The sequence below is a fragment of the Acinetobacter sp. 5862 genome, from assembly GCF_024494585.1.
Taxonomy (GTDB): Bacteria; Pseudomonadota; Gammaproteobacteria; order Pseudomonadales; family Moraxellaceae; genus Acinetobacter.
On record NZ_JANHGP010000022.1, the window covers coordinates 1 to 14,098 of the forward strand.

Genomic DNA, 14,098 nt, shown 5'->3' on the forward strand with positions numbered 1-14,098 from the left:
CTTCATTGATGACTTTATTCTCGATAAAAATCATCTCCTACCACAGAGAATCTATAAATAATAGTGCGTAAGTCCTATAATGATTATCATTTAAAAAGTAAAAAAGAAATTTCTACTCTTGATGATCGAACTTTTAGATAGCTAAGGATTTATCTCTTTTATTGAAAAAATTGATGCACAAATGAATTATATATTCCAGAAAGTTTAATAACTAATAAAAATGATAAATTAGATTTATGTGAAAGCATTGCTATAATAAATTTAAGATTTAGTTACCCAGTCCTATGACAAGCACGTTGGAGAGCGACGACATGGCAGGCAAGACATTATATGACAAATTATGGGATGACCATTTAGTTAAGCAACGTGATGATGGTTCAAGCTTGATTTATATTGATCGTCATTTATTACATGAAGTGACTAGTCCTCAAGCATTTGAAGGCTTACAACTTGCTGATCGTCAGCCATGGCGTTTAAGTGCCAATGTCGCAACACCTGATCATAACGTTCCGACCTCTAAAAAAGAGCGTGAGCAAGGTATTGCTGGTATCGAAGATGATACCTCTCGTATCCAAGTCCAAACCTTAGATGATAACTGTAAGACCTTTAATATCGTTGAATTTGGTATTAATGATATTCGTCAAGGTATCGCCCACGTGGTAGGACCAGAGCAAGGTTTAACTTTGCCGGGTATGACCGTGGTCTGTGGTGATTCACACACAGCTACACATGGCGCATTTGGTTGTTTAGCACACGGTATTGGCACGTCAGAAGTTGAGCATGTGTTAGCAACTCAATGTTTAGTACAGAAAAAATCGAAAAACATGCTTGTTCGTGTTGATGGTGTATTAGGCAAAGGCGTGACGTCGAAAGATGTTGTTTTAGCGATTATCGGCAAAATTGGAACGGCTGGTGGTACAGGCTATGCCATTGAATTTGGTGGTCAAGTGTTCCGTGATATGTCGATCGAAGGGCGTATGACCGTATGTAACATGGCAATCGAAGCGGGTGCGCGCGTAGGTATGGTTGCTGTTGATGACAAAACCATCGCTTATGTGAAAGATCGTAACTATGCACCTAAAGGTGAGCAGTGGGATCAAGCCGTAGAATATTGGAATACCTTACACTCAGACGAAGATGCTGTATTTGATGCAGTCGTCGTATTGAATGGCGCTGAGATTGAGCCACAAGTGTCTTGGGGAACATCTCCAGAAATGGTGATCCCTGTTTCGCAAGCAGTACCGACTTTAGAACAAGCAAAAGATGATGTTCAGCGTAATGACTGGACTCGTGCTTATCAATATATGGGTTTAACTGCTGGTCAAGCGTTGTCTGATATTCAATTAGATCGTGTCTTTATTGGTTCATGTACCAATTCTCGTATTGAAGATATTCGTGCTGCGGCAGATGTCGTGAAAGGGCGTAAAGTTGCATCTAGTATTAAACAGGCGATGATCGTTCCGGGTTCAGGTTTGGTGAAGCAACAAGCAGAACAAGAAGGCTTGGATCAAATTTTCTTAGACGCTGGTTTTGAATGGCGTGAGCCGGGTTGTTCGATGTGCTTAGCAATGAACGCTGATAAATTACAACCAGGTGAACATTGTGCATCTACTTCTAATCGAAATTTTGAAGGTCGTCAGGGGAACGGTGGTCGTACACATTTGGTGAGCCCAGCAATGGCTGCAGCGGCTGCAATTGCAGGTCATTTTGTTGATGTACGTTCATTCTAAAGGAGCAAAATCATGAAAAAATACACTGTAGAACAAGGTGTTGTTGCACCTTTAGATCGTGCAAATGTTGATACTGATTTAATCATTCCAAAACAGTTTTTGAAGTCAATTAAACGCACAGGTTTTGGCGATAACTTATTTGATGAATTGCGTTATTTAGATGAAGGTTATTTAGGGCAAGATATTAGCAAACGTCCAATTAACCCTGAATTTGTATTGAATAAACCGCGTTATCAAGGTTCAACGATTTTATTGGCACGCACGAATTTTGGCTGTGGCTCTAGTCGTGAGCATGCACCTTGGGCTTTGAATGAGTATGGTTTCCGTACCGTGATCGCGCCAAGCTTTGCCGATATTTTCTTTAATAACTGCTTTAAAAATGGCATGTTGCCTGTGATTTTATCTGAAGAGATTGTTGATCAGTTATTCAAGGAATGTGCTGAAACAGAAGGTTATCAATTGACCATCGATTTAGAGGCACAGGAAGTACGCACGCCAACAGGTCAGGCATTTAAATTTGAAATTGATCCATTCCGTAAGCACTGCTTATTAAATGGTTTGGATGATATTGGCCTAACTTTGCAAGTGGCAGATGATATTCGTGCCTATGAAGAAAAAGCCAAACAGGCGCGTCCTTGGGTGTTTCAAGAGATAGAAGCTTAAGTTTTATTTATATCTCATCAATATAAACATAGCTTAATGTTTTAGTACATTTTAAATATAGCCATAGCGCGGACATGGAACTCTTGCTAACATGCGAGTAGATATATTCGCTTGCATGTTTGCATGATATAGGACTGGGCTTGAATAATGAAAAGAAGACTCCCTCGCAGTATTTTGCTGTGTTTAGGTGTTGGTATGACATTAACCGCATGTCAGAATTCTACGAATATGGTTGATCAGGTTCGTATTGCCCAAAATACAGTAGGCAATAAAGCAGAAAATGCAACTTTGTATTGTTCGGGCGTCGAAAATTGTGAGTTTGAACGAATCAATGATATTGCCGTGATCGATGCCAAATCGCACCGTATTAGCCAACAGGCGATGGAGCAAGGGATTGTACGATTGCATGGTTCGGTTTTTAGTAGAAAACAACAAGTCTACTTAAATGTACCAGCCAAACAATATGAAGTAGTCATTCGCTTTTATCCTATTTCACCAGACCGAGCTGAAACCTTCCATGTGATTCATGCGTTCAAGCCGCATCAAAGCTATACCTTTAAAATGTACCGAGACCGTGCATATCGTTCGGGTAGTTTATTAAATGTTTCTATACCTGAACCTTTATGTGTGGATTTGCAACAAGAACAGCATACTATTCGTCGATTCTGTCGCCCATATGATGTGAGCACAGGTTTGGGTGAATTTGTTGAGAAAAAGATTTAATCGGCTTGCAGTATGAACGCTGCATATATGAAACTGGAAGAATAAATGTCTAAACATATTTTAATTTTAGCAGGCGATGGTATCGGTCCTGAGATTGTTGGTGCAGCTGAGCAAGTACTAACTAAGGTGAATCAAAAATTTAATTTAGGTTTGACATGGGAACATGGTTTGTTGGGTGGTTCTGCGATTGATGCACATGGTGAACCTTACCCAGCTGTCACTAGTGAACAGGCGAAAAAAGCCGATGCAATCTTGTTGGGTGCGGTTGGTGGACCTAAATGGGATACAATTGAGCGTTCAATCCGACCAGAGCGTGGCCTGTTAAAAATCCGCAGCGAATTGAACCTGTTTGCCAACCTGCGTCCTGCGATTCTTTATCCACAATTGGCTGATGCTTCAAGTTTGAAGCCAGAAATCGTTGCAGGTTTGGATATCCTCATTGTTCGTGAATTAACGGGGGGGATCTACTTTGGTCAACCACGTGGTATTCGCGAATTAGAAAATGGCGAAAAACAAGGCTATAACACTGATGTTTATTCAGAAAGTGAAATCAAGCGTATCGCCAAAGTTGCATTCGAGCTAGCAGGCTTGCGCAGTGGCAAAGTATGCTCGGTTGATAAAGCCAATGTATTGGAAGTGACTGAATTGTGGAAGCAAACGGTTACTGATTTACAGCAAGCACAATATTCAAATATTCAACTCTCACATATGTATGTTGACAATGCTGCGATGCAGTTAGTGCGTGCACCAAAGCAGTTTGATGTGATCGTTACAGGTAATTTATTTGGTGATATCTTATCTGACGAAGCAGCAATGTTGACAGGTTCGATCGGCATGTTGCCTTCTGCATCTTTAGATGAAAATGGCAAAGGCATGTATGAGCCATGTCATGGTTCTGCACCAGATATTGCTGGTCAAAATGTTGCTAATCCATTGGCAACTATTCTTTCAGTTGCGATGATGTTACGTTATACCTTCCGTGAAGAAGCTGCAGCAAAAGCAATTGAAGATGCTGTGGGTCAAGTATTAGATCAAGGTTTGCGTACAGCAGATATTATGTCTGAAGGCATGACAAAAGTTGGTACAGATGCTATGGGTGAAGCTGTAGTTTCAGCACTAAACTAAGAATTATAGCCAATAAAAAACGCAGCTTGGGCTGCGTTTTTTTATAACTTAATGTATATGGGCGAACTAACGAGCCTTGCCTTCATGGCGAATAGAGCGAGCAATTTGCTGTTGGTCTAGCTCAAAAATGATGTGACATTTTAAATTGAGATCATAAGTACTATCTGTATTGCCAGCACTTTGAATTGGTATATTTTGAGCACCAAGTTCAGCCGATTGAGCGATAGGAATACGAATTGGGCGAATGACAGTGTAAATCAGCTGATTGCTTTGTTTGATTGGTTGGGCGATAGTCTGAAAACCTAGAGGTTTAAATCGAACGACTGTTGGATTATGGTTGCAGATTGCCCGATAAAAAGTTGTAAATAATCAGGTAGGCTGGTTCGATTTTGGTATGCAGTGGTACATGCTTGTAAAGATAATATGATTAGAAATAACAAACACTTAAATTTTTATTTTGATTAATCCTTATCCTCTCATCTATGTTTATTCAATCCTTAAATGATGTTGGTGTCGAGTTCATTTGTGTGAATTGATAAAAATATACAAACTAGTCTATTTTTAGGCAATATTCAATTGAGTTCGAATATGCTTAGATAGGATATTAAGCGATTGAGAAAACTTGATGCACAAATTTATATTTGGACTGATGTGTGGCGCTTTAGCAACATTCAGTCATGCAGATAATTGTGATAAGGCACGCAATACGTATGATGATATTTATTGCACGAATAAAATTTATGCGAGTGCTGATGTTGATTTAAATAAAAATTACCAGCAATTGCGTCACCAACTCAATAAGACACAACAAAAGATTCTTAAAAAGTCCCAGCTCGCATGGATTCATCATCGAGATGCAGAATGTACTGATGATCAAAAAAATAGCGTAAGCGTGCAATGTAGACTTACGACGACACAAGAGCGTAATCATTGGTTAGAGGAAAGATTACGTGAGTGTCAAACGGTAGGGTGTAAAACAACACGTTTGAGTGAGTAATAAGAATCAAGCATAAAAAAAGCCACAAACAAAATGTGGCTTTTTTGCATTCACGAATCTCTTAGCGCGCACGATAAGTGATACGACCCTTTGTTAAGTCATAAGGTGTCATTTCTACTTTTACACTGTCACCCGTCAAAATACGGATATAGTGTTTGCGCATTTTACCAGAAATGTGAGCAATAACTTCGTGACCGTTTTCTAAACGTACACGGAACATCGTATTAGGAAGCGTTTCGGTGACAACGCCTTCGAACTCAATGAGTTCCTCTTTATTGGCCATAGCCTACCTGATGATCAAATTGGAAAGGGGCAAATTATAGTCAATTTATTTGAATTTTACAAGGTGAAGCGTATGTAAACCTTTTAGATCTTTATTCATAAAAACTGTCGGACAATTGACAATCTTTTTTAACAAAAGAAGCAGAATATTGTTGTCAGTTTGGTCAATCAACGTTAATCTAAAATTGTTGTTATTGTTACAAGAACGTATCTACAGGGAAGGGCACTGAGTGGGTCAGTTAACAGATGCATCAGTTGTATTGCGCTTTGGTTATCAGGCAATTCGTAAAGCGGGATTGCCAACTGAAGAGATTCTAACAAAAGCAGGGGTAGCGCTAAATCAAATTGATACCAATGCCAGAACGCCATTAAGTGCGCAAAATGCATTTTGGATTGCTGCACAGGAAGTTAGCAATGATCCTGATATTGGATTGCATTTAGGTGAGCATTTACCACTCTATCGTGGTCAGGTGATTGAGCATCTATTTATTAGTAGTGAAACATTTGGTGAGGGTCTAAAACGAGCTTTAGCTTATCAGCGTTTGATCAGTGATGCCTTTGATGCCAAACTGGTGATTCAGGATGGACGCTGTTATTTAAGCAATGGCGAACAGTACTGGTCTGACAATCTGGTCAATCGCCATTTTTCTGAATGTGCGATGTCAGGTATTCTTCGCTTCTTTAAATTCATCACCGAAGGGCAGTTTCAGCCGATCTACATTGACTTTAACTTCAATGAGGGTGCGGATGATGATGAATATTTTCGAGTGTATGGCTGTCCTGTCAGTCTGGGTCAAAAAGAAACCCGCCTTTATTTTGATCATGCTGTGCTTGATTACCCATTGTGGCAAGCTGAACCAGAACTACTACAATTACATGAACAACTAGCGATTGAGAAGTTGCAGGAACTCGCCCGATATGATTTGGTGGGCGAGGTACGCCGTGCCATTGGTTCAACTTTAGAAAGTGGTGAAACTACGTTAGAAACAGTTGCAGCTCAATTAAGCATCACGCCACGACGCTTAAGAACACAGCTTAGCGAGGCGAATACAAGCTTCCAGCAAATCCTTTCAGATTATCGTTGCCGCCTAGCGAAGAAATTATTGGCGAATACCAATGAAAGTGTAGAAAGAATCGTGTATTTAACAGGTTTTTCTGAACCAAGTACGTTCTATCGTGCATTTAAGCGTTGGACGAATGAAACCCCTGTTGAATATCGTAAGCGTAAACAGCGTTAATTTTTCTAAGAAAAAAGCCTTATCTCTCGATAAGGCTTTTTTTATTCAGGCAGATTTAACCATTGGGGACCTAAAGGCAGCTGTGGTAAATCAAACTCATCAGGATAATAGGACTGAATAAAATATAAACCATCAGGTGGGGCGGTGATGCCTGCCGCTGTACGGTCTTCTGCGGCAAACATGGTATCGATATGATCAATCTCATACATACCTTGTCCGATTTCTAGTAAGCATCCCATGATATTGCGTACCATATGATGTAAAAATCCATCGGCTTGAATATCTAATACTAAATAGCGTCCATGTTCAAATAGACGGCAGTGTTTTACATGACGTATGGGTTGATTGGATTGACAGGCAGCAGCTCGGAAGGTCTCGAAGTTATGCGTTCCCTCAAATTTTGCTGCAGCGACCATCATCTTCGGTACATCTAATTTTTGATAAAGATGAGTGACTTGTTTATACAATAGTGCAGGACGGGTGGGTGCGTTATAGACGACATAACGATAACGTCGTGCAGTGGCTTTGAACCGTGCATGGAAGTTCTCATCCATGCATTTAATCCATTGAATTGAAATATCTTTTGGAAGTTGACTGTTGGTGCCACGAATCCAACCTTGTTCTGGGCGAATAGCTTCGGTGTCGAAATGAGCCACCATATTGGTTGCATGTACACCTGCATCAGTTCGTCCAGCACCATGCAGAATAATGGGCTCATTGGCAATACGGCTCAGTACTTTCTCGATGGTCTCTTGAACAGTTGCAACGCCAGGCTGCTGGGTTTGCCAACCACGGTATTGCGTGCCACAAAATTCAATACCGATTGCATAACGTTGCATGTTTTAACCTCAAATATTAATGCTGATGCCAATTCGCGAACCATTGTTCGTGGCTCGGATATTTTAAATAGATTTGCAAGACTTTTGCATATAAATCAGCATGGCTATGGCAATCATTGATTAAAACTTTGGCAGATTGAATCCATGAACTGACGGCATAGCGTTGATCTAGTTGCCCAAAGGTCACTTGGGTGCTGATAATAGGCAGACATTTTTTTTGATACAGTTGCTCAAACAGCATTAGAATTTCGTCATTTACTGCAATATTGCCTGTGCCAAATCCTTGTAGAATCAAGAAATTTGGTGGGTTAAGCAGAATATTTTTTAACTGTAGAATGAGTTGTTCTTTTGCAATTGGCTGCAACATCAAATTTAGGATGCTTAGTTCAGTTGCTTGCTGAATATATTCATTTTGAACAACAAGAAAATCTGCTGTGGTTTGACATCTTTGATCTGCTTTAACACCGACGAAAGCATCCAACTCAGTGGTATGTGCTTTTAAGGTCGTTTGTGCGTGAAAAACTTGTTCATGGAATGCAAGATAAACACCAGTTGGCAAAGTGAGGACTTGCTCTAATGCTAAATATAGGTTGCCTGTGGCATCTGTAAATTCACGGGTATCATTGCCTTCAACATTCAATAATGGGTATTGGCTACCTGTAATGATGGCATGACAAGAATGTCCCAAAAAACGAGCAAGTGTTGCTGCAGCGTAACTTAAAGTATCTGTCCCATGAATAATGACAAAATGTTGAAAACTATTGAGTTGCAATTGCTGGATTTGTTGTACCAACTTTAGCCAATCCGTTGCGGTGCAGGCACTACTGTCTTTGATACTAGGCGCAGCGAAGCATTCGACCTGTAAATGAGGTGGAATGATCTTAGCTAGTAAAGGTAGAAAATCCTGTTCTGGCATCGGCATCAATGGTTCGCCAACGCAACCAAACGTCCCACCCATATAAATTAAAGCGATTTTTTTCATCATAAAAAAAGCAGTCTGAGAGACTGCTTATATTAGACCGATCAAATTCAGGAAGCTATTTTATTCAGTAAACTTTGTGAATGTTGTTGTTGCTCTGCATTAAATGGTGGGCTATTTTTTAATAATTCACGTGCAGAATCATAAGCGCCCAATTCAATATATTGCTCAGCAAGTTCTAGATTGAGCTGTGCTTCATCAAGCTGTTGTAAATCAGGAAATGATTGTACAAGAGGGTCATTGATTGCAACAGATGTAGTTTGAGGCGAGGTTTGAACAGGTTCAAGTTCAACAACTGATTCTGTAACTTCAACTTGCTTGTTTTCTGTCGGTTCAAAACTAAAATCTAACGTTGGCGCTGCTTCAGTTTTTTGTTCTGTAACTTCTAAGTTTGAAAAATTGAAATCTAATTCAGGCTTTGCTTCTTCAACTACAGGAGAAGTTGCAGGTGCAGCGTCTAAATTGAATGAGAATTCTAAAGGAGCAGGCTCTTTATTCTCTTGTTGCTCGATTGTTGGCGCAGCTTCAGTTGTTTCCTTTTTCTCAAAGGAAAAATTAAAATCTAATGGCTGAACTTCTGGGACTGGTTCAACTGGTTTAGCTTCTTCTGCTGGTGCAACATATCCAGATTGTAAGTCATCAAATGATTGTGACGTTTTTGATGCCGCTAATGCGTCAAAATCTGCATTGTTTTGCTCTTTTGCTAAACTATCTGATGTGCTGGTTTGCTGAAAATGGCTTGAGCTTGAACTGAACTCAATTGCATCAGGTTGTTTATTTTTTTCATATTCACGTTGTTTTGCTTCAGCAGTTTGAGCAATATCATCAAGTTTCAAAGCATGAATATGTTTGATCAATTGATCAATTGCAAAATCATCTTTTTGAGCTAAGTGAATATCAAGGAGAAATAAATATAACTCATGTTGGGAGTTATCTTGTTTTAAAATCTGATTGATTTGTGCTTCTGCGCTTTGATAATTGCCACTTTGAATTTGCTGTTCAATTTTCTGGCGTAAAGACTCTGGAATCGCGGTTGCGGCGGCTGGAACAGATTCTTGTTCTTCACGTGCTAATGTCGTACGTGAAGTTTTAGTTGTAGCTGCTTTCTTCGCTGATTTTGCTGTAGCACCTTTTTTAGATGTTGCAGTAGTTTGGTTGTCACTGCGTTTTTTTAAAACGATTGCAACAACTAATACGACGATTAGCAGTACAATTATTATAGTTGACATGATCTATACCCCTTAAAGATAGAGCCGCTTTGGTGCAAATTTATGAGAATCTTCTCGTAACCTAGCGTGTTGGCTTTTTAGTTTCCTGCTGCACTTTCAACTGATCTTGTAACTCTGCAAGCCGAGCATTTAATAGCTGAATACGTTGTTCCTTGTTACGTAATGCCAATTCTAACTGTGTTACGTTTCTTTGTAATGTAACGGTTTTTTCTCGTGCTGTCATAACTTTTAATGATAAATCTGCACTGGTTTTTTGCTGTAATGTGTCTTTTTTCGCACTTCCATTGCTTGAATCTTGGTTACTTTCAGCGACCAGTGACATTTCCGCTTGCTGCAGGCGATATTTGGCTTGACCTGATCGAGGGTGTGTTGTCTGTGCTGCTATTTGATTTATTGCTGTATTCTGACGAGATGGTGTTGTATTTAGATTGAAATTTAAACGAGACCCTTGTCTTAAACGATTTGCATTGCCACCAATAAAAGCATGCTCATTCTGTGCTTTGATCTGATTCATAACTTTAGCAACAGGCTGTTGTGTTTGTGATGCGATTTGTTGCGCAATACTCCACAAAGATTCATTACGCTGCACGACATGCTGTTGAGCTGAGTTATTAGATGCAGTCATGGAATTGCTATTTGTGGCAGGTGCTTTCTTTTTAGCTTGTTGTGCAGTTTGTGTAGGTTGTTGTTTTTTAAATTTCTCTTGTGGTTCGGCTGGCTTTGTATCGAGAGGTTTTGATTTTTTTTCGATTGGTGTTTGTGGTTGACTCGCAGTTTGAACTGGCTGAGCTGCGACTTGAACAATAGGCTGTTTAGTCATGGTAGGCGTTGGATTTGATTCAATTTTTACTTTTGCAGTCGTATTTATATTATTTGTTTCGATTTTAGGGCTAATTTTTGCAGTTGCAGTGTCCTTATTTTGGCTTGGTATCGGCGTTGTAACAACGGATATTGCTACTGGAGAGCTTTGCTTTGATTGTGAGCTATTTAATATGGGTGGTAAAGCTGATGAGACATTTAATAAATTTTCTTGCTTTAAATTAAGCTCTTTTACATTTGTTGCAATCGGTGAACTGAAGCGAGTGCTTTCGGGTAAATTGAGCGCAATATCTTTTTCACTGACAATATATTTAGGTGAAAGTGTTTTTTCATTCGTAGCTGCTTTAGCGGATAGCGCTCTCGAACTTTGTCCTATAGGTTGCTTAATATGCTTTAAATGTGATGCACCACTTTCTTGTATTTTAAGAATAATATTAAGTTCACTGTCTGTCATTGGACGTATAGAAGTGATCACAATCACCCCTTCACCTTGTGAATTGCGACGTGTATAAAAATTTAGGCCACTCGGAGGCTGATGAGCAGCACCCATCATTAAAAGATCTTCAGGTGTTGCTAAGCCTACATCTAATTTTGCGGTAGGATCAGCTTGATGAAAACTCATTTCTGCATAGAGTAATTCACCAGGTGCAGATTGGATTTGCAATGGATCGAGTGTAATCGCATAAAGGTGTTGCGAAGAAATGATGGCTAAAATGGCAACTTTTAATTTGTTATAAACAGTCATCTCGATCCATGAAAAAGTGATGTTTTAGTCAATTCAAAAGTATACATTACCGTGATGTAAATGAATTGTAAAATATTCATGTTTGATAAAAAACAAAAGCCGATCAAATGTGATCGGCTTTTGTTTTTTAAATGTTTTTGCTTAAGCGTTCTTGTATTCAACCAAAATACGAAGCATACGACGTAAAGGTTCAGCAGCACCCCAAAGTAGCTGATCGCCTACTGTAAATGCACCTAAATATTCTTTACCCATATTGAGCTTACGTAAACGACCAACTGGAACTGTTAAAGTACCCGTCACAGCAACAGGAGTAAGGTCAGTCATAGAGGCTTCACGGGTATTTGGAACTACTTTCGCCCATTGGCTTGATTGACGAATCATATCTTCGATTTCATCAAGCGCAACATCTTTTTTCAACTTCAAAGTAATGGCTTGAGAGTGACAACGCATTGCACCAATACGAACACAATGACCATCAATAGGAACAATCTGTTGATTGCCTAAGATCTTGTTGGTTTCAACTTGACCTTTCCATTCCTCTTTTGATTGACCACTTTCAAGCTGTTTATCGATATATGGGATCAATGAACCTGCTAATGGCACACCAAAGTTAGACTTTGGAAAACCTTCGCCACGTTGCAACTCGGCAATTTGACGATCAATATCAAGAATCGCAGATTTTGGATCATCTAGTAATTCTTTAGTATTGTTGTACAAATAGCCCATACCCGTGATGAGTTCACGCATGTTTTGCGCACCAGCACCAGAAGCTGCTTGGTAAGTCATTGAAGTAGCCCACTCAACCAAATTATTTTGGAAAAGTGAACCTAAACCCATCAACATAAGTGAAACTGTACAGTTACCACCAACGAAAGTTTTAGTTCCGTTGACTAAACCATCTTTAATCACATTTAAGTTTACTGGATCAAGTACGATGATTGCATCATCCGCCATACGAAGGGTAGACGCAGCATCAATCCAATAACCATCCCAACCTTCAGCTTTTAGCTTAGGGAAAATTTCAGATGTATAATCACCACCTTGACAGGTTAAAATGACATCCATTTGCTTCAGACTGTTAATGTCTGACGCATCCATAAGTGCTGGTGCAGTCTTACCACCAAATGAAGGCGCTTCGCCACCTGCATTACTGGTAGAAAAATAGAATGGCTCAATATGAGCAAAATCATTCTCTTCAACCATACGTTGCATAAGGACAGAACCCACCATCCCACGCCAACCGACCAGACCTACTTTCATGTCATTGTGCCTCGGTATTTCAAAAAACTTTTAAGGGGTTTGAGTGTATCAAAAGCGACCACAACTGCAAGCTTTACGTAAATAAAACGATAATTTAATTGAGTGAAATAACTTGTTTGTATTAGATAGAAAATTGATAAAGCCATAACTTTATTGAGAATCTAAGACATCCCCTCGAGAAAAATGAACATGATATGGATTCAGATTTGTGCAGTATTGGTTATATGGCTTTCGTTTTGGTCATTAATCCCCAGAGATGAGTGGTGGTTTAGAGGTGCAGACTTTCCGCGCTTACAGATTCTGGCACTCGGTCTCTTCGCCTTTTTTGCAATGTTATTTGCCATTCCCAAATGGACCTTGACTACCGAGTTGCTGTTTGTTGGATTGGTCGCAGCAATCGCTTATCAGTTGAAAATGGTTCTTCCATATACCCCGATTTGGAAAAAACAAGTTCAAAAAGTTAAGCCTGAGCAAATCAATGAAAACCAGCAAATCTCATTGCTGGTTGCCAATGTGTTGACGCCAAATGATAAATATCATCTATTGCTTGAGCATATAGACACACTAAAACCTGATGTTGTGCTGACATTAGAGTCAGATTCAAGTTGGCAAAATGCGTTAGTTCACATTGAACAAGATTATCCTTATCGCGTGCCCGTACCTTTAGATAACTTATATGGTATGCATCTATATAGCCGCTTGCCATTGCACGATACAGAAGTGAAATTTATCTTAAGTGATGAAATTCCATCTATACACGCTTCGGTAACATTACGTTCAGGTATCCAAGTACAGTTATATTGTTTACACCCTAAACCACCAAGCCCAACTGAAGCTAAAGATTCAACTTTAAGAGATGCCGAGCTTTTAATTATTGGCGATCGAATAAAAGATTTGGATGAAAGTTGTATTGTCATGGGGGATCTTAATGATGTGGCATGGTCACGCACCACGCGATTATTTCAACGAATCAGTGGTTTGCTAGATCCACGGGTAGGTCGCTATTTCATGAATACTTTTCACGCAGATTATCGACTTTTACGTTGGTCTTTAGACCATATCTTTCATAGTACTGACTTTGGCTTAGTGGAAATGAAACGTTTATCTCATATAGGTTCTGATCATTTTCCAATTTATGTCGTTTTACAGACGGGTCGTATTTTTGAGCAACAGCAGGAAGAACTAGAACAAAGCGCTGAAGATGAACGAGAGGCTCAAGAAGCGATTCGGGATGGTATAGAAAAAGCAGAACAAGAGCACAAGCAAGTTGTTGATGAATTGGCTCAGCCTTATAAGTGATTCAATAGAATGAAATGGCAAATATCGTGATGTAAGCAATATCGTACATTGATTTAAGTCTACGGCGAATAGTCGAGTTTGATCAAAAGATTTATTCTAAATACATCAGCACATGGACGCAGGAATGGATTTCCGTTTAAGGATAGCGACGCTGAGATGGAAAATGCATT

13 protein-coding genes and 1 pseudogene are annotated in these 14,098 nt (G+C 39.5%); 7 read left to right on the forward strand and 7 right to left on the reverse strand.

The annotated features are described in order from the left end of the window. Positions 1–311 precede the first annotated feature (311 nt). The 4 genes from leuC to leuB all read left to right on the forward strand — a co-directional run bounded on the left by leuC (position 312) and on the right by leuB (position 4,241). The gene (gene leuC, locus NO346_RS03820; protein WP_004659116.1) at positions 312–1,730 is read left to right on the forward strand and encodes a 3-isopropylmalate dehydratase large subunit; all 1,419 of its coding nucleotides are present in this window, start codon (positions 312–314) and stop codon (positions 1,728–1,730) included. A 12-nt stretch (positions 1,731–1,742) separates the two neighbouring features. After that, positions 1,743–2,393 (forward strand): 3-isopropylmalate dehydratase small subunit, encoded by a 651-nt coding sequence (leuD, locus tag NO346_RS03825; protein ID WP_256414318.1) that lies wholly within the window; start codon positions 1,743–1,745, stop codon positions 2,391–2,393. A gap of 147 nt (positions 2,394–2,540) precedes the next feature. Next, on the forward strand, positions 2,541–3,116 hold the full coding sequence (locus NO346_RS03830) for a hypothetical protein (protein ID WP_087542947.1): 576 nt from the start codon (positions 2,541–2,543) through the stop codon (positions 3,114–3,116). A gap of 45 nt (positions 3,117–3,161) precedes the next feature. Further along, entirely contained in the window at positions 3,162–4,241 is a 1,080-nt protein-coding gene (leuB, locus tag NO346_RS03835) for a 3-isopropylmalate dehydrogenase (protein ID WP_256414319.1), read from the forward strand. Between the two features lie 66 nt (positions 4,242–4,307). Here leuB and NO346_RS14880 read toward each other — a convergent pair. Next, positions 4,308–4,681 (reverse strand): annotated as a pseudogene (locus tag NO346_RS14880) (hypothetical protein). 185 nt (positions 4,682–4,866) lie between these two features. Between NO346_RS14880 and NO346_RS03840 the strand changes: the two are divergent. Continuing rightward, complete coding sequence (locus NO346_RS03840; protein WP_005162680.1) at positions 4,867–5,238, forward strand: lysozyme inhibitor LprI family protein; 372 nt, start codon at positions 4,867–4,869, stop codon at positions 5,236–5,238. Positions 5,239–5,299: 61 nt separating this feature from the next. On the opposite strand, the gene infA is transcribed toward NO346_RS03840, so the two are convergent. After that, a complete protein-coding gene (infA, locus tag NO346_RS03845; RefSeq protein WP_001284370.1) occupies positions 5,300–5,521 on the reverse strand; it encodes a translation initiation factor IF-1 in 222 nt (73 codons plus the stop codon). Between the two features lie 229 nt (positions 5,522–5,750). Here infA and NO346_RS03850 point away from each other — a divergent pair, with 229 nt between their 5' ends. Next, positions 5,751–6,758 carry an AraC family transcriptional regulator gene (locus tag NO346_RS03850; protein WP_005162677.1) on the forward strand — a complete coding sequence of 336 codons (1,008 nt, stop codon included), beginning with the start codon at positions 5,751–5,753 and terminating at the stop codon, positions 6,756–6,758. 41 nt (positions 6,759–6,799) lie between these two features. Here the strand turns inward: NO346_RS03850 and truA are convergent, their stop codons facing one another. The 5 genes from truA to asd form a co-directional block, all read right to left on the reverse strand. Continuing rightward, positions 6,800–7,597: a tRNA pseudouridine(38-40) synthase TruA gene (gene truA, locus NO346_RS03855; RefSeq protein ID WP_005162672.1), complete on the reverse strand. Its 798-nt coding sequence runs from the start codon at positions 7,595–7,597 to the stop codon at positions 6,800–6,802. 16 nt (positions 7,598–7,613) lie between these two features. Next, positions 7,614–8,582 carry an asparaginase domain-containing protein gene (locus tag NO346_RS03860; protein WP_005162669.1) on the reverse strand — a complete coding sequence of 323 codons (969 nt, stop codon included), beginning with the start codon at positions 8,580–8,582 and terminating at the stop codon, positions 7,614–7,616. A gap of 44 nt (positions 8,583–8,626) precedes the next feature. After that, complete coding sequence (locus tag NO346_RS03865; protein ID WP_256414320.1) at positions 8,627–9,805, reverse strand: FimV domain-containing protein; 1,179 nt, start codon at positions 9,803–9,805, stop codon at positions 8,627–8,629. A 61-nt stretch (positions 9,806–9,866) separates the two neighbouring features. Next, positions 9,867–11,369 (reverse strand): FimV family protein, encoded by a 1,503-nt coding sequence (locus tag NO346_RS03870; protein ID WP_005162662.1) that lies wholly within the window; start codon positions 11,367–11,369, stop codon positions 9,867–9,869. Positions 11,370–11,510: 141 nt separating this feature from the next. Next, complete coding sequence (gene asd, locus NO346_RS03875; protein ID WP_256414322.1) at positions 11,511–12,629, reverse strand: aspartate-semialdehyde dehydrogenase; 1,119 nt, start codon at positions 12,627–12,629, stop codon at positions 11,511–11,513. 189 nt (positions 12,630–12,818) lie between these two features. On the opposite strand from asd, the gene NO346_RS03880 reads away from it, so the two are divergent. Continuing rightward, positions 12,819–13,928: an endonuclease/exonuclease/phosphatase family protein gene (locus NO346_RS03880; RefSeq protein WP_249570214.1), complete on the forward strand. Its 1,110-nt coding sequence runs from the start codon at positions 12,819–12,821 to the stop codon at positions 13,926–13,928. Positions 13,929–14,098: the final 170 nt, after the last annotated feature.